Genomic DNA, 15,161 nt, shown 5'->3' with positions numbered 1-15,161 from the left:
TTATCCGGCATCGCCGCGCAGGCGCCAGGCCAGCGTGTCGATCCGGTCCTGTCCGAAGAACGGTTCGCCGCGCCAGACCATCGTCGGCACGCCCCAGTGGCCGGACGCGCGCAGGTCCTGATCGTTCTGCGCCAGCACCGCCTCGTGCCCGTCGGGATCGGCGGCGACCGCTTCATCGAGCGCGGCGAGATCGAGCCCCGCGCGGGCCACGGCGCGGGCGAGATGATCGCCGGTATCCCAGCCCTCGACCTCGCCATCCCAGAGCAGACGGGAGACCTCGAGACAGAAGGCAACGCCGGCGCCGCGCCGCGATGCCGCAACGCCCAGCCGGCCGAGCCGGCGGGCGAGAGGCTGCGCCGGCGCGATGGCGAGGGTTGCGGGATCCTGCGCGACCGGGTCCGGCACGGGGCGGCGGAACTTCATGCCGCGCGCCGCGGCCTCGCGCGCGCTGTCGCGCAGGAAATAGGGACGCGCGAGAGGGTTCATGGTCCGGAAATAGTCGGGGTTGCGCAAGGCGGCCGGATGCACGATCCGCATCTCCAGCGCGACGCCCTGCGCCTGCGACAAGGCGATGAGGCGCGGCAGCGCGATGTAGCAATAGGGGCTGCGGAACGACCAGAACACCATGACCGGCTCGCTCATCTCGCACCCTTTCATTGCGTGGACCCCACAGCCTCTGGAGGGCTGGAACTTTCCGGCCCTGCGGTTGAGATATCATCGTTCGGCACAACAGGATACCGTATCTGGAATCGATACGTCCGGCTATTGACCAAGAATATCTTTCTGAATATCGTAAAAAAGATTGTATATTACTGTATTTAATATCTCGATAAGGTTAATAATTTATGTCCTATTCTAATTTTTTATCAAATACCAAAAAAGAAATAGTGATTTGTATCGGTGCCGGACCAGCTGGCCTGACCGCCGCATATCTGCTCAGCCGCAACGGCCTCGCCGTGACCGTGCTGGAACAGGATCCGGTTTATGTCGGGGGCATTTCCCGCACCGAGACCTACAAAGGCTTCGCGTTCGATATCGGCGGGCACCGATTCTTCTCGAAATCGCAGGAAATCGAGGAATTGTGGGACGAAATCCTCGACGAAGGGTTTCTTGTCCGACCACGGAAATCGCGGATTTATTATCGCCAGAAATTGTTCGATTACCCGTTGCGCGCCATGGACGCGCTGCTCAAGCTGGGCGTTTTCGAGGCAGTCCACTGCGTTCTGTCATACGCGAAAGCGCGGTTGTTCCCGATCGCCAATCCCACCAATTTCGAAGACTGGGTAACCAACAAGTTCGGCAAGCGCCTGTTCCGGATCTTCTTCCGCACCTACACGGAAAAGGTCTGGGGGATGGCCTGCAACAAGATTTCGGCAGACTGGGCGGCGCAGCGGATCAAGGGATTGTCGCTCTCGCAGGCGATCAAGCATGCGCTCCTTCCGCAATCGGGGAAGCAGCCGCGCGACAAGGTGATCAAGACCCTGATCGACAGTTTCCGCTATCCGCGACGCGGGCCGGGCATGCTCTGGGAAGCGGCGGCGGCGAAGATCGAACGTCAGGGCGGCGAGATCGTCAAAGGCATGAAGGTCGTCGAAATCAGCCGTGAAGATGGAAAGTCATGGAGGGTCGTCGCCGAGGACCCGGCCGGCAATCGCCACACGTTTCACGGAACCCATGTGATTTCGACGATGCCCATGCGCGAGTTGTGCCATGCCATCCGGCCGGGCCTGAACGAGGCCACGCTGGCGGCGGCGGACGCTCTGAAATATCGCGACTTTCTCACCGTCGCGCTGATCCTCAAGGACCGCTCGCTGTTCGACGACAACTGGATCTATATCCATGATCCGAGCGTGAAGGTTGGGCGGATCCAGAACTTCAAGTCATGGTCGCCGGACATGGTCCCCGACCCGGCGCTGAATTGTTATGGGCTGGAATATTTCTGTTTCGAGGGCGACGGGCTCTGGGCCTCGACGGATGAGGCGCTGGTCGAGCTTGCCACCAGCGAACTCGTCAGGCTCGGCCTTGCGACGCGGGAAGACATTCGGGAAGGCACCGTCGTCCGCCAGAGAAAGGCCTATCCGGTCTATGACGACCACTACCAGAAACATGTCGACACGATCAGGACGGATCTTGAGGAGACCTGCCCGAACCTGCACCTGATCGGCAGAAACGGCATGCACAAATACAACAATCAGGACCATGCGATGATGACGGCCATACTGGCCACCGAAAACATCCTGGCGGGAAAGCAGGTCTATGATTTGTGGAAGGTCAATCAGGACGCCGAATATCACGAGGAAGCATCATCGTCGTCGACCCGGACCTATGACCGGGCCTATCGGCAGGTGACCGAAACCTCGCCGCTCGTCCCGATGGCCGGTGCGGACTGAGGGGAACGCGTCCGGACGCGGGCCGCTGCGCGGCGGATCATCCGATCGGATGGGGGCATCCGATCGGATAACGATACGCTCCTTGTCGATATCATAGAGCATCATCCGATCCATCAGGATCGGACCGCGCTCTATGCCGAGATGGCGGTCCAGTCCACGCCGCTCTCGAAAGCGGCGGCGGCGCGGTAGATCGACCGCTCGTCATAATGCCGCCCGATCAGCATCATCCCGACCGGTAGCCCGTCCACCTTGCCGCAGGGAATGCTCATCGCCGGATGATGCGTGCAATCGAAGGGGCAGGTGTTCGGCAGCATCTCGAAGCCGCGTTGCAGGATCTCGGGGACCGGGGCATCGGCGTCCTGCAGCTTCGGCGCAACCATGGGGACGGTCGGCATCAGCAGGAGATCGAACCGTTGCAGGGCGGCGTCGTAGGCGGCGCGCAGCCGGCGGACGAGGTTCTGCCCTTTCGCGTAATAGCGGCCACCATGGGTCCTGGTCATGTATTGACCGAGAAGCATGGTGTTCTTCAGAGTGTCCGACAGTTCATCCGCCCGGTCGCGCCACGCGGCGTGGCGATCCATCAGCGAGGTCAGGTAAAGCCCCTGCCAGTTGAAGCCGAAACCGTTGCCGTGCATCATCTGCATCGTCGCGCCCTCGGCGGCCACGGCGAGCCAGATCGCCGGTCCGACCGTGTGCATCGGGATCGATACGGTTTCGACCTCGGCGCCCATCGCCCCGTAGCGCTCGGCGGCGGCGCGGACGAGGGCATCGCTCGCAGCCTCGGACTGGGCGTGGCCGAACCCTTCCTGGACAATACCGATCCGCATGCCCTTCACGCCCTGGCCGAGCGCCTCGACATGATTATATGCCCGATCGCCCCCATACTGGCGCGGGTCCAGCCCGTCGGGTCCGGCAAGGACGTCGAGCAGGCGGGCATTGTCCTCGACCGTCGCGGTGATCGGTCCGGTATGATCGAGGGTAAGCTCGATCGGCATGATGCCGGTATAGGGGACGAGCCCGTGCGTCGCCTTCATGCCATAGGTGCCGCAGAATGCAGACGGCATGCGGATCGACCCGCCCTGGTCGCCGCCGAGCGCCATGTCCACCTCGCCCGATGCCACGAGTGCGGCGCTGCCCGAGGACGAGCCGCCGGCCGAGTGCCCATGCCGGTGCGGATTGTGAACTGGGCCGCTCGAACTCGTGTGGCTGCCGCCGGAGAAGCAGAAATATTCGCAGACCGATTTGCCGACGATGGTGCCGCCGGCATCGAGGATGCGGGTCACGACGGTTGCGTCGATCTCGGGCATGTAGCCTTCCAGCGTCGATGCGCCGTTGGACATCGGCAGGCCGGCGACGCAGACATTGTCCTTGATCACCACCGTCTTGCCCTTGAGCGGGCCGGTGGCGGCGCCCTCGATCACGGATTTGACCGCCCATGCGCCGAGCCGGTTGTCCTCCGGGGCGACGCGCTGGCCGGGCAGCCGGGGATAGCGGACCTCGGGCAGTTCGTCCTGCATGCGGTCGACGAGTTGCAGGGCGGCGATGCTCGAGGCGATCGCTTCGTGGTGGCCGGCGAGATCGGTCTCGTCGAACGTCATGCCTAGCTCGGCCGCCACGTCGCGCAGTGTCGCGAGCGACGGAACCTTGACGGTGTGAAGTGTCATTCAGTCCTCCCAAAAAACGCGCTTCAGAGCGCGAGATATTCCTTCATGATCTCGCTGTCGGCGATATCGTCGCGATTGCCTTCGGCGACGATGCGCCCCTTCTCGAGAATGATGCAGTGCGAGGTGAGCGAGAACACCATCGGGACGTTCTGCTCGACGATGACGATCGTCATCTTTTCCTTGCGATTGATTTCCGCGAGGATTTTCGCGATCTGCTGAACGAGGATCGGCATGATGCCGTCCGAAGGCTCGTCGAGCAGCAGGACCTTCGGATGGCTCATCAGGCTGCGGCCGATCGCGAGCATCTGCTGCTCGCCGCCGCTCATCGAACCGGCGAGCTGCTTGAGGCGTTCGCCGAGGCGGGGGAAATAGCCGATCACCTCGTCGAGCCGGCTTGCCTTCTGACCGCCGCCGGCAATCCGCCCCATTTCGAGGTTTTCCCAGACCGTGAGCTTCGGAAAGATGCCGCGACCCTGGACGATGGTCGCGATGCCGCGCCGGGAGCGAAGATGCATCGGCAGATGGGTGATGTCTTCCCCATCGAGCACGACACGCCCGGATCGCGCCGGCAGCGAGCCGTTCAGGCCGCGGATCAGGGTCGTCTTGCCCATGCCGTTGCGGCCGAGAATGCCGACGATCTCGCCGGTCTCGACCGTGAAGTCGACGCCATGGATGACCTCGATCGGTCCGTAGCCGACATGCAGGCCGGTCGCGCTCAGCATTCCCACTCTCCGCCCAGATAGACGTTGCGCACATCCTCGTTCTCGCTGATCGCGGCGAAATCGCCCTCCATCAGCACCCGGCCGAGATGCAGCACGGTAACCGGCGCGCCGAGATCGCGGATGAAGTTGATGTCGTGCTCGATGATGACGATGGCGATGCCGAATTCGGCGGCGAGCGTCTTGATAAGTGCGGCGGTCGCGTGGGTTTCCTCAGCGCTCATCCCCGCCGTCGGCTCGTCGAGCAGGAGCAGCTCGGCACGATTGGCCAGCAGCATGCCGATCTCGAGCCATTGGCGCTGCCCGTGGGAAAGGGTGAGCGCCGGGTTCGATGCGAACGCCTCGAGCCTGGTCAGTTGCAGCACCTCGCCCATGCGGGCGCGCCGGTCTGCGCCTTCCGCGTGCTTGCCGATCGAGGCGAGCTCGATATTTTCAGCGACCGTGAGATTGTCGAACACTGACGGGGTCTGGAACTTGCGGCCGATGCCGAGCCGCGCCCGCCCTGGAACGCTCATGCCGGTGATGTCGCGCCCCTTGAACGCGATGCGGCCCGATGTCGGCGCGACATGGCCGGAAATCATGCTGATGAAGGTGGTCTTGCCGGCACCGTTCGGCCCGATGATGCAGCGGACCTCGCCGCTGCCGAGGGTGAAATCCACATCCTCATTCGCCACCAGCCCGCGGAAATGCTTGGTCAGCTTCGTGATCCCGAGAAACTCAGCCATGGGTGCCATCCTTGCGGGCGACGAGGCGGCCGAGCGCGCCGGCGATGCCGCCCTTGAAGGCGATGATCACGGCGACGAAGATCCCGCCGAGAATGAGCTGCCAGAAGACCGGCGACAATCCATCGAGATAGTTGGACAGCGCGGCCACGCCGAGGCCGCCGAGCAACGCGCCAAGCAGCGACTGCCTGCCGCCGATCGCAACCCAGATCACCACTTCGGTCGAAAACGCGACGCTGGCGAGCGAAGGCGACACGAATTCGGCGTGTGCCCCGTACAGGGCGCCGGCGAGACACGCGACCGCGCCCGAGATGGTGAAGGCGATGGTCTTGTACCAGGAGGTCTCGAAGCCGAGCGACAGTGTCCGGCCCTCGTTCTCGCGAATGCCAACCAGCACCTTGCCGAAATCACTGCGCGTGAGGCGCCGCAGCCCGGCATAGATCGCGATCGTGACCGGCAGGACCAGATAATAGATCGCGCGGTCATGCGCGAGCGACACGCTGCCGAAGGGGCCGAGCGCGAGGTCCATCCGCGGGATGTACATCCCGTTGAACCCGCCGGTGAGCGAGGACTGGCTGATGGCGATCTGCTGGACCATGATCGACAGGGCGAGGGTGATCAGGACGAAATAGATATCCCGCACGCCGGCGCTGAACAGAAAATAACCGACGAGGAAGGCAAGCCCGGCGCCGATGACGATTGCCGCCAGCAGCCCGAGATAACCATCGCTGGCGCCGAAGCTGGCTTTCATCGCGAGGCCCATCGCATAGGCGCCGAGGGCGAAGAAGGCCGCCTGGCCGAAGCTGAGAATGCCGGCATAGCCCCAGAGCATGCCGAGCGACATCGCGAGCACGCCATAGATGAGATATTGCGGCAGGACGTAGATGACATAGCCGCCCATCATCAGGGGCAGAAGTGCGAGGGCGGCGAAAACCACGATCGCCGCGGCTGATTCCGAGCGCAGATCGATGCGCGGCGCGGGTGCGACCGGTCGGGTGTTTGACATCGCGTTGCTCATTTTTCCTTGAACACTCCGGTGGGACGGAACCGCAGCACGACGATGGCAAGCGCGAAGACGACGGTCTGGGCGATCACCTGGCTGGAGAAGGCCCCGAAGATGGTCTGCGAGCCGCCGATCAGGAAGCTGCCGGCCAGCGTGCCGCCGAGGAGCTGGCCGATGCCGCCGACGATCACGACGAAAAACGAGCGGACGAGATAGATGTTGCCGATCGTGGGGTCGATGCTCAGGATCGGGGACATCAGCGCGCCGGCGAGCCCCGCGAGCATCGCGCCGGCGACGAAGACGATCTTGTAGGTCGCCGCGACATTGAGGCCGAGCAGGCCGGCGACCTCGCGATTCTGGGTCAGGGCGCGGATCTTGATGCCGTAGGACGTCTTGTAGAAGACGAGGCCGATGGCGCCGAGCAGTGCCGCGCTCAGCAGCGCGACGAGGGCTTCGTATTCGGGGATGTGAAAGCCAAGGAATGCGATGGCGCTGGGCAGGGGAGTTGGGATCGTCCGGATGTCGCTGCCGAAGGCGATCTTGATCAGCTCGGTCAGGATCAGGAAAAGCCCCCAGGTGAGCAGGAGCGTCTCGAACGGCTTGTCGTAGAAATGGCGGATCAGCGCGTGCTCGACGATCAGGCCGACAAGGCCGACGCCGGCGACCGCGACGAGAACGGCCAGGGCAAAGGGCAATCCCGCCGAGAGGCAGGCCCAGGTGAAATAGGCCCCGAGCGTGATCATCGCGCCGTGGGCCATGTTGATCACCCCGATCAGCCCGAAAACGACCGCGAGGCCGAGCGCGGCGAGCGCATAGACGAAGGTGATGAGCGTGCCCTGGATGGCGAGGGACAGGATGGCGTGAAACACCGTTTCGTGGGTCATGATCGATACATTGTTGTCGAAACCTCTTCTCGTTCCGGCCGCCGGGCGCGCGGACAGTCTCGCGGCGCGCCGGGGCCGGCGTTCAGGACATCCGAGGCGCGCGGGCAGGCAGGCGGCTGGCTCGCCCGCCCGCGCGGCACGGCGTCAGTTCAGCGGCAGATGGGCGCAGCTGGCCGTCGCCGGTGTAACATCCGGGAGGTATTGCACCTGCTCGAACATGTCTCCGGTTCCGCTCCAGTGGTCGCGGACGCGCATCAGATACGAGGGCAGGACCGCCTGGTTATCGATCGCGCGCATCGTGATGCTGCCTTGCGGCGCCTTGTCGAAGGTCAGGCCGGCGAGACCATGGCGCAGCCCTTCGGTCGAGACCTTGCCGCTTTTCGCGATCGCCATCGCCGCCATGTGGCCGGCATTGTACATCGCGACGCCCACCGTATCCATCAGCGCATTGTGCCCGAATTTCGCGCGGAACTTCTTGAGGAAGGCATCGTTGTTCGGCTGCTTGATCGACATGAAATAGTCGAAGCTGACATAGGTGCCGGCCGAGGCTTCGGGACCGAGCGCGCTGGTGACGACTTCCTCGTCATCCACCGTCCAGAGGGTGAAGTCCTTCTTCATGCCGGCAGAGACGAACTGCTTGCGGAAATTGATGGTGTCGCTGCCGGTGAGGGTGAGGAAAATCACATTCGCGCCGGAATTGCGGATCTTGGAGAGCACCGAGTCGTATTGCGGCGTATTGAACGGGATGTAGATTTCATCGACGACTTCGCCGCCCAGCTCGACCAGGCGCTTTTTCGTCACCGCGTTGGTCACCCGCGGCCAGACATAGTCCGAACCGACCATGAAGAATTTCTTCCCGTGATTCTTCATCATGTAGGGCAGATGCGGCCAGACCTGCTGGCTCGGCACCGGGCCGAACATGAAGATGTTGGGATTGCAGACGCCGGGGAAATATTTCTGCTGCTGGCCTTCATAGAAGGTGGGGTAGAGCAGCACCTTGTTCCCCGCGGTGACGACGGGGCCCGCCGCGTTGCGCTCGGCGCTCGAGAATGTGCCGGCCAGAAAGTCGACGCCCTCCTCGCGGATCAGCCGGTTGGCCTGCTCGGCGACGATGCGCGGCTCGGTCTTGGAATCCGCCATGATGATTTCGAATTTGCGGCCGAGCACGCCGCCGGCAGCGTTGATTTCATCGACCGCCAGCTTGAACCCTTCGGAATGCGCCTTGCCATACACCGTCCATGCGCCGGTGAGAGGCGAGATCACGCCGACCTTGATCGGTGCCGCGGCATAGGCGCTGCGGATGATCGCAGGCGCGCCGAGAGCGGAGGCGGCGCCAAGGCTGCCCAGCAGAACGGAGCGGCGGTTCACGCCGGAAACGGAATTCGGCTTTTCACTCATGTTATCCTCCTTAGGGTTGTGGGCTGGCGTATCCCGTTGATTTTCATATTATTATCGTTGGACGCTGGTGCTCAGTACCATCCTCGCGGCACGTCGGCGCCGAGCATTTCATCGTAGACATCCGTCCGCCGATCGCGGAGGACCTGGTTGAAATCGTTCCAGTTCCGGCCGCGGCGGGCATCCTGGAGATTCACATCCGCGTAGATGATCTCCTGCCGTGTCCGGCTGGCGGGCCCTGCGACCGGCCAGCCGGTGTAGCTGACGATCAGGCTCTGCCCCTCGAATGGCTGATCGCGTTCGGTGCCGACCCTGTCGGCCGCGGCGATGAACAGCGAATTCGAATGCGCCGCGGCCATGACAAGGATGTTCGCCATCGCCTCGCGCCCCTCCGCCTGGCCGGGGATCGGCACCCAGTTCGTCGGCACGCAGACGATGTCGGCGCCGGCGAGCGCGTTCAGCCGATAGGTTTCGGGAAACCAGCCATCATAGCAGATCGCCATGCCGATGCGGCCGATCGGGGTATGGAAGACCGGAAACCCGAGATCCCCCGGCTCGAAATAGAGCGTTTCCTCGTTCCAGAGATGCACCTTCCGGAACGTCCCGATATAGCCGGCAGGTCCGATCAGCACCGCCGCGTTATAGAGGCTGTCGCCGTCGCGCTCGGCGATTCCGGCGGCGATATAGACATTGTGAGCCGACGCCGCGGCTTCCCAGCGGCGGACCGTCGGGCCATCGGGGATCGGTTCGGCCAGGGAGAACGCCTCCTCGCGGCTCCTGAACACATAGCCCGAATTGCACAGCTCCGGCAGCACCAGCAATTTCGCGCCATTTGCCGCCGCCTGTTCGATCAGCCCGAGGCTGGTGTCGAGATTGGCATCCTTGTCGCCGACATGCGGCTCCATCTGGAGGCATGCCACCCGCACCATGTTGTGGCTTCCGGACTGCTCCGCCATCAGACAGCACTCCCCAAAAAAATAGCCCTCGGCCGGCCCCCGTGACGTGACGGAAGCGGGACGAGGGCTGACTTGCCCTTGATATGGTGGCAAGCAACCCTGCTTGCCGTTCCCCGGCATCCATTGCCGGGGCAGCGATCATGTTGTTCTGCCCATGCGACCGCTGTCAACTAAAAATTTGGAACATCAGGGCGCGTTGCGGATGCCTTCGAGCAATTCCTCGGCGCGGGCAACGGCATCGGCGATCGAGGCCATCGATACGCGCTTCTTCATGGCCTGGCGGCGAAGGAGGGTGTAGGCCTCGTTTTCGGAAATCGACTCCTTCGCCATGATGATCCGGGTGGCCTTGGCGATGAGGCGCTGCGATTTCATGGTCTCCTCGAGCTTGGCCACTTTCGAGGACAGCTTCGCCTCGTAGGATTGCAGCGCGCGCGCGAGCACGAGGTTGGTGAGGATGCCGATCGGGCGGATCGGTTTCATGATCACCGCATGCACGCGGGCATCCATCAGGGCGCGCAATGTCAGCGGACTTTCCGCGTTGACGACGGCAATCCGGGTCAGGCTCGTGTCGTCGTAATTGAAGCCGCGATGCGTCGCGGATTCGTGCTCGACGAGGAAGAAGACGACATCGGCGCGTTCGCTCGCCTTCGCCGCCGCGGGCCAGACATGGCTGACATCGCACCCGATGCGCCGGAGCTGGCGCACCAGCTCGTCGCCATCCCCGTCATGCGGATGCGCGATGAGAACCCGCAAGTCCCGCAGCTCGCGAAGGATCCGCAGGTCCATCACGCCGGGAGTTCCCTTGCGCCGGCCTGCCCCGGGCCGCGAGGGGCGAAGCCGTCGAGATCGTAATCGTAGCTGACGAGGTAGGGGTCGGGTTTGACCGGCTCGGCCTCCTCGTGGACGATCCTGAACGTGCAATCCGCCGCGGCGATTCCGATGCGCGGGGTGACATAGGCGTGATTGTTGTCGGGATCGATCGTCACCAGCCCCTGGGGCGCGTGAAACTCCGCGCCGAGCGCTTCCCGGGCGAGCACCTGCGGGTTGGTGGTGCCGCAAGCCGCAAGGGCCTGCGCGAACAGATGCACCTGGCAATAGGCGGCTTCGGCATACATGCTGATCGGGCGGGACTCGCCGAACTTCGCCCGAAAGCGCTGGTTGAACTGCCGGTTCGCCGGCGTTTCCACGGTGGAGAAATAGGGCGCCGCCGTGATATGCCCCGCGGCACGCTCGCCGCCGATCTCGGCGAGTTCGCCCTCCGCCATGGTCAGGCTGGCGATCGGGATGCCCGCGGCGAACAGCTTCGTCTCGGCATATTGGCGATAGAATGAAATACCGGCTTCGCCGACGAGCGTGGAGAAAATCGCGTCCGGCCGGATACGGCAGAGCCGATCGAGCGTTTCACCGAAGCTGCGATCGGCCAGCACGAGGGGAAAATACTCCTCGCCGACGATTTCGCCCTGCGCCGCATCGACCAGTTCCTTCATCACCCGGTTGGATTCGCGCGGGTAGATGTAGTCGGAGCCGATCAGGAAGATCCGCGATCCGTGTTGCCTGGCGAGATACCTGGCAAGCTGGATGCTGTTCTGGTTCGGAACCGCACCCGTATAGATGATGTTCGGCGAGTATTCGAAACCTTCGTATAATGACGGATACCACAACAGACCGTTCCAGCGCTCGATCGATGGCAGTACCGCCTTGCGTTCGGCGGAGGTCGAACAGCCGAAAATGATCTGCACGCCGTCGTCGATGAGCAGGCGCTCGGCAAGCTCGCGATAGGCCACGGGGTTCGAACCGGGATCGTAAGCGATGGGCTCGACGGGACGGCCGAGAATGCCCCCGGCGGAATTCACCTCCTCGATGGCCAGCGCGGTGCCGAAGAAATGCTCGGATTGGGGAATCCGCATCACGCCCGAGCGTGAAAACAGGATTCCGACCCGCCATGAATCCCGATTATTGGCGAGCGTATCGTTCTGCAAGCAACCCTCTTTGAACCTGGACGGACAAGACTGTCCGGCGCCGATAGTGCAGGTGTCGATCCTGCGATGCAAGCGGACATCCCCCGCCTTCCGCCCGCCCCGCTCAGGCAACGCGACGCTGATCGCAAGGCGGGGTTACTCGACGATGTAGCCGAGCCCCTGCCGGGTCCGGATGTGGTTGTCGGCGAAGGTGCCGAGCTTCTGGCGGATGTTGCGGATATAGATGCGGATGTAGGTGCGGTCGGAATCGTGCACCCCGCCCCAGCCGGCGCGCAGGATGTCGTCATGCGTCACCAGCTTGCCGCGATGCCGCACCAGGGCAGCGAGAATGCGGAATTCGGTTTTCGTGAAATGGATCTCCGCGCCATCGAGGCGCACACTGCGGGCCGCCTCGTCGATCCGCAATCCTTCGAATGCGATCACCTCGGTCGGCACGCCCTGCCCGGTGGCGATCAGGCGGAAGGCGTTGCGGATGCGCGCGAGAAGCTCGCCAAGGCCGAAGGGTTTCTCGACATAGTCGTTTGCCCCCGCATCGAACGCGGCGATCTTCTGTGCTTCCTGGTCGCGCGCGGAGAGCACGATCACCGGCACCTCGGAGAATTCGCGCAGCTTCACGATCACCTCCTGCCCATCGAGATCGGGCAGGCCGAGATCGAGCAGGATCACATCGGGCACCAGCGTCGCCGCCAGCCGCAACGCCTCCACCCCCCGGTCTGCCCGCAGCACGACATATCCCGCCGCCTCCAACGCCGGCTTGAGGAAGCGGTGGATCTGCGGCTCGTCGTCCACCACCAGCACGCGGCCGGTCTCGATGCGTTTCGCCCCGGTCATGGCTGTTTCAGCTCCACGCGGATGATCGTCCCCGGCAGCCCGTCCGCCGGCAGGTCGCGCCGGGGGCTTTCGGCGGCGATCGTCCCGCCCATCGCCTCGACGAAGGCTCGCGCGATCGCCAGCCCCAGCCCGGTGCCGGGCGCCACGCGGTCGCCGCGCACCACGCGGAAGAAACTGTCGAACACATGCGGCAGATCCTCGGGCGGAATCCCTACCCCCTCATCGGCGACCGACAGCACGACGCTGTCTGCGGTGCGGCGCGCGAACACCGAGATCGCCCCGCCCTCGGGCCCGTATTTCACCGCGTTCTCCAGCAGGTTGACCAGAACCTGCTCCAGCAGCGCCGGGTCGGCGCGCACGGTTGCCGCGTCGTCGGGGATGTTGACCGCGGTGTGGAACGCCTCCCTCACCCGCGCGACCGCGTGCTCCACCACCGGCGCGAGATCGACCCGCTCGTGCCGGGCGACGATCTCGCCGGTCTCGATCCGCGCCATGCCGGTGATGTTGGCGAGAAACCGCGTCATCCGCCCGACATCCTGGACGATGCTGGCCAGCAGGTCCCGCCGCGTTGCCTCCGGCAGGTTATCATCGGCGTCCGCCAGCGTCTCGGCCGCGCCGCGGATCGCGGTCAGCGGCGTGCGCAGGTCGTGCGAGAGCGAGGAGAGCAGCGCCGTGCGCAGGCGCTGGGTGGATTCGTGCGCCCGCGCCTCGGCCGCGCTGGTGGCCAGGCGCAGCCGCTCGGCGGCCAGCGCGGCCTGGTCGGCGAGCGCGCCGAGCGTCTGGATCACCGGCTCGGCGGGCGGGGTTTCGGGCCGCACGCCGAGCACGCCGATCGCCCCGGCCTCGGTCGCCAGCGGCTGGAACCGCCAGGCCGAACCCGGCAGCGTCGTCGTGCCCATGCCGGTGGCGACACGGTTGCGCCAGGCGAATTCCGCCGCCGCCAGCGCCGCCTCGTCGAAGCCGGCGGCGGCGGGCAGGCCATCCGACCGGGCGATGAGCAGCACCGCCTCGCCAGCCAGCGCCCGCGCCTCCGCTTCCACCACGGCGGCCAGCCCCGCCTCGTCCGAGACCTGCGCCAAAGCGCGGCCGAACAGGGTGATCCGTCGCAGCGCCTCGATCCGCATGCGCGCCGCCTCGGCTTCCGCCCGCACCCGGCCGGCCAGCGAGCCGGTGAGCACGCCGACGACGAGAAAGGCGAACAGCGCGGTCACGTCGCGCGGGTTGGTGACCGAAAACGTGTAGAGCGGGGCGAGAAAGAAAAAGTTCCACAGCACAAAGCCGGTCAGCGCGGCGAAGATGCCGACGCTGCGGCCATACAGGCTCGCCATGCCGACGACGATCGCGGTGAACACGTAGCCCATCGCCTCGGCCGGCAGCACGCCGCGCAGGGCGAAGCCGCCGAGGGTCGTCAGGATCATGATGGCGAGGCTCAGGCCGAAGGGCACCAGCTTCGGCGGCGGCGCGCGATGCGGCGGGGCCGGGCGATGCGCTGCCGGATCGGGCACGACATGCAGCGCATAGGCGCGTGCGAAGCGGGCAAGCCGTGCCGCGAGGCTGCGCCGCCACCGCCACCGCCACCCTCCATCGCCACGCGCGATCACGATATGCGCGACGTTCTGCCGCGCCGCGGCGTCCAGCAGGGCTGCGAATACATCCGCGTTCGTCGTCGTCTCGACGGTGCCGCCAAGCTGGATCGCGAGATCGAGCGCCGGCTGCACGGCCGGGCCGGTGACCGCCCGCTCGGGATGGAAGGCGAAGAACGGCGCGCGCAGCGCCTCGGCCAGACGCGCGGCGTGCCGCACCACCTGCTCGGCCGCCGCGCCGGCCTCGACCACCGCCATCACCCGCTCCGCCGCAGGCCAGGGCCCGGCGATCGCCTGCGCGCGCATATAGGCGGCGATGTCGCGATCGACATGCTGCGCCACCCGCCGCAGCGCCATCTCGCGCAGGGCGGCGAGATTGCCCGGCCGGAAGAAGCCGCCCAGTGCCCGCCGCGCGACATCCGGCCGGTAGACCAGGCCCTGCTTCAGCCGGGTTCGCAATTCCTCCGGCGGCAGGTCGATCAGTTCGATCTCGTCGGCAAGGCCGAGCACCGTGTCGGGCAGGGTTTCCGCCACCCGGATGCCGGTGATCCGCGCCACCTGGTCGTTCAGGCTTTCGAGATGCTGGACGTTCAACGTGGTCCAGACATTGATCCCCGCATCGAGCAGTGCCGCCACGTCCTGCCAGCGCTTGGCATGGCGCAGGCCGGGGGCGTTGGCATGGGCGAGTTCGTCGACCAGCAGCAGCGCCGGGCACCGCTTCAGCGCGGCATCGAGATCGAATTCCTCCAGCAGCCGGCCGCGATAGGGGACGATGCGCCGCGGCAGCAGCGGCACGTCGCCGAGTTGGCCGGCGGTTTCGGCGCGCCCGTGCGTCTCGACCAGGCCGGCGACGACATCCGTTCCGGTCTCGAAGCGCCGCCGCGCGGCAGCCAGCATTTCCCAGGTCTTGCCGACCCCGGGGGCCGCGCCGAGAAAGATCTTGAGCTGCCCGCGCCCGTCGCCGTTCGCGCGGGCGAGCAGCGCGTCAGGATCGGGCCGGGTCTCGGGCGATGCGGATCCCATGCGGAATGATCA

General features: G+C 65.1%; 13 protein-coding genes. 1 reads left to right on the top strand and 12 read right to left on the bottom strand.

Annotation, left to right across the window (positions count from 1 at the left end; all coding sequences use genetic code 11):
* A complete protein-coding gene (locus HUW10_RS14390; RefSeq protein ID WP_174504122.1) occupies positions 1-642 on the bottom strand; it encodes a 2-hydroxychromene-2-carboxylate isomerase in 642 nt (213 codons plus the stop codon).
* 203 nt (positions 643-845) lie between these two features.
* On the opposite strand from HUW10_RS14390, the gene HUW10_RS14385 reads away from it, so the two are divergent.
* Entirely contained in the window at positions 846-2,390 is a 1,545-nt protein-coding gene (locus HUW10_RS14385) for an NAD(P)/FAD-dependent oxidoreductase (RefSeq protein WP_174504121.1), read from the top strand.
* Positions 2,391-2,521: 131 nt separating this feature from the next.
* Here HUW10_RS14385 and HUW10_RS14380 read toward each other — a convergent pair whose 3' ends face one another.
* From HUW10_RS14380 to HUW10_RS14330, 11 genes are all read right to left on the bottom strand, one after another.
* A complete protein-coding gene (locus HUW10_RS14380; protein ID WP_174504120.1) occupies positions 2,522-4,054 on the bottom strand; it encodes an amidase in 1,533 nt (510 codons plus the stop codon).
* Between the two features lie 23 nt (positions 4,055-4,077).
* The gene (locus HUW10_RS14375) at positions 4,078-4,776 is read right to left on the bottom strand and encodes an ABC transporter ATP-binding protein (protein ID WP_174504119.1); all 699 of its coding nucleotides are present in this window, start codon (positions 4,774-4,776) and stop codon (positions 4,078-4,080) included.
* Positions 4,770-5,498, bottom strand: a complete 729-nt coding sequence (locus tag HUW10_RS14370) for an ATP-binding cassette domain-containing protein (protein ID WP_174504118.1) — start codon at positions 5,496-5,498, stop codon at positions 4,770-4,772. The genes HUW10_RS14375 and HUW10_RS14370 overlap by 7 nt, the downstream gene beginning before the upstream one ends.
* Positions 5,491-6,501 (bottom strand): branched-chain amino acid ABC transporter permease, encoded by a 1,011-nt coding sequence (locus HUW10_RS14365; RefSeq protein ID WP_174504117.1) that lies wholly within the window; start codon positions 6,499-6,501, stop codon positions 5,491-5,493. The genes HUW10_RS14370 and HUW10_RS14365 overlap by 8 nt, the downstream gene beginning before the upstream one ends.
* An 8-nt stretch (positions 6,502-6,509) precedes the next feature.
* Positions 6,510-7,382 (bottom strand): branched-chain amino acid ABC transporter permease, encoded by an 873-nt coding sequence (locus HUW10_RS14360; protein WP_174504116.1) that lies wholly within the window; start codon positions 7,380-7,382, stop codon positions 6,510-6,512.
* Between the two features lie 144 nt (positions 7,383-7,526).
* Entirely contained in the window at positions 7,527-8,780 is a 1,254-nt protein-coding gene (locus HUW10_RS14355; protein ID WP_174504115.1) for a substrate-binding protein, read from the bottom strand.
* Positions 8,781-8,851: 71 nt separating this feature from the next.
* Complete coding sequence (locus HUW10_RS14350; protein ID WP_174504114.1) at positions 8,852-9,733, bottom strand: nitrilase family protein; 882 nt, start codon at positions 9,731-9,733, stop codon at positions 8,852-8,854.
* 186 nt (positions 9,734-9,919) lie between these two features.
* Positions 9,920-10,519 (bottom strand): ANTAR domain-containing response regulator, encoded by a 600-nt coding sequence (locus HUW10_RS14345; protein ID WP_174504113.1) that lies wholly within the window; start codon positions 10,517-10,519, stop codon positions 9,920-9,922.
* Complete coding sequence (locus tag HUW10_RS14340; protein ID WP_201712623.1) at positions 10,519-11,712, bottom strand: transporter substrate-binding domain-containing protein; 1,194 nt, start codon at positions 11,710-11,712, stop codon at positions 10,519-10,521. Before HUW10_RS14340 ends, HUW10_RS14345 begins: the two co-directional genes overlap by 1 nt.
* A 135-nt stretch (positions 11,713-11,847) precedes the next feature.
* Positions 11,848-12,543 (bottom strand): response regulator transcription factor, encoded by a 696-nt coding sequence (locus HUW10_RS14335; RefSeq protein WP_174504112.1) that lies wholly within the window; start codon positions 12,541-12,543, stop codon positions 11,848-11,850.
* Complete coding sequence (locus tag HUW10_RS14330) at positions 12,540-15,149, bottom strand: sensor histidine kinase KdpD (protein ID WP_174504111.1); 2,610 nt, start codon at positions 15,147-15,149, stop codon at positions 12,540-12,542. Before HUW10_RS14330 ends, HUW10_RS14335 begins: the two co-directional genes overlap by 4 nt.
* Positions 15,150-15,161: the final 12 nt, after the last annotated feature.

The sequence above is a fragment of the Acidiphilium sp. C61 genome (assembly GCF_905116885.1).
Taxonomy (GTDB): Bacteria; Pseudomonadota; Alphaproteobacteria; order Acetobacterales; family Acetobacteraceae; genus Acidiphilium.
This window is presented reverse-complemented; position numbering and strand designations above follow the sequence as displayed.

What these genes read in the sequence shown, in the direction of transcription:
- HUW10_RS14390 (WP_174504122.1), bottom strand. Translation starts at nt 642, where the DNA reads ATGAGCGAGCCGGTCATGGTGTTCTGGTCGTTCCGCAGCCCCTATTGC.
- HUW10_RS14385 (WP_174504121.1), top strand. Translation starts at nt 846, where the DNA reads ATGTCCTATTCTAATTTTTTATCAAATACCAAAAAAGAAATAGTGATT.
- HUW10_RS14380 (WP_174504120.1), bottom strand. Translation starts at nt 4,054, where the DNA reads ATGACACTTCACACCGTCAAGGTTCCGTCGCTCGCGACACTGCGCGAC.
- HUW10_RS14375 (WP_174504119.1), bottom strand. Translation starts at nt 4,776, where the DNA reads ATGCTGAGCGCGACCGGCCTGCATGTCGGCTACGGACCGATCGAGGTC.
- HUW10_RS14370 (WP_174504118.1), bottom strand. Translation starts at nt 5,498, where the DNA reads ATGGCTGAGTTTCTCGGGATCACGAAGCTGACCAAGCATTTCCGCGGG.
- HUW10_RS14365 (WP_174504117.1), bottom strand. Translation starts at nt 6,501, where the DNA reads ATGTCAAACACCCGACCGGTCGCACCCGCGCCGCGCATCGATCTGCGC.
- HUW10_RS14360 (WP_174504116.1), bottom strand. Translation starts at nt 7,382, where the DNA reads ATGACCCACGAAACGGTGTTTCACGCCATCCTGTCCCTCGCCATCCAG.
- HUW10_RS14355 (WP_174504115.1), bottom strand. Translation starts at nt 8,780, where the DNA reads ATGAGTGAAAAGCCGAATTCCGTTTCCGGCGTGAACCGCCGCTCCGTT.
- HUW10_RS14350 (WP_174504114.1), bottom strand. Translation starts at nt 9,733, where the DNA reads ATGGCGGAGCAGTCCGGAAGCCACAACATGGTGCGGGTGGCATGCCTC.
- HUW10_RS14345 (WP_174504113.1), bottom strand. Translation starts at nt 10,519, where the DNA reads ATGGACCTGCGGATCCTTCGCGAGCTGCGGGACTTGCGGGTTCTCATC.
- HUW10_RS14335 (WP_174504112.1), bottom strand. Translation starts at nt 12,543, where the DNA reads ATGACCGGGGCGAAACGCATCGAGACCGGCCGCGTGCTGGTGGTGGAC.
- HUW10_RS14330 (WP_174504111.1), bottom strand. Translation starts at nt 15,149, where the DNA reads ATGGGATCCGCATCGCCCGAGACCCGGCCCGATCCTGACGCGCTGCTC.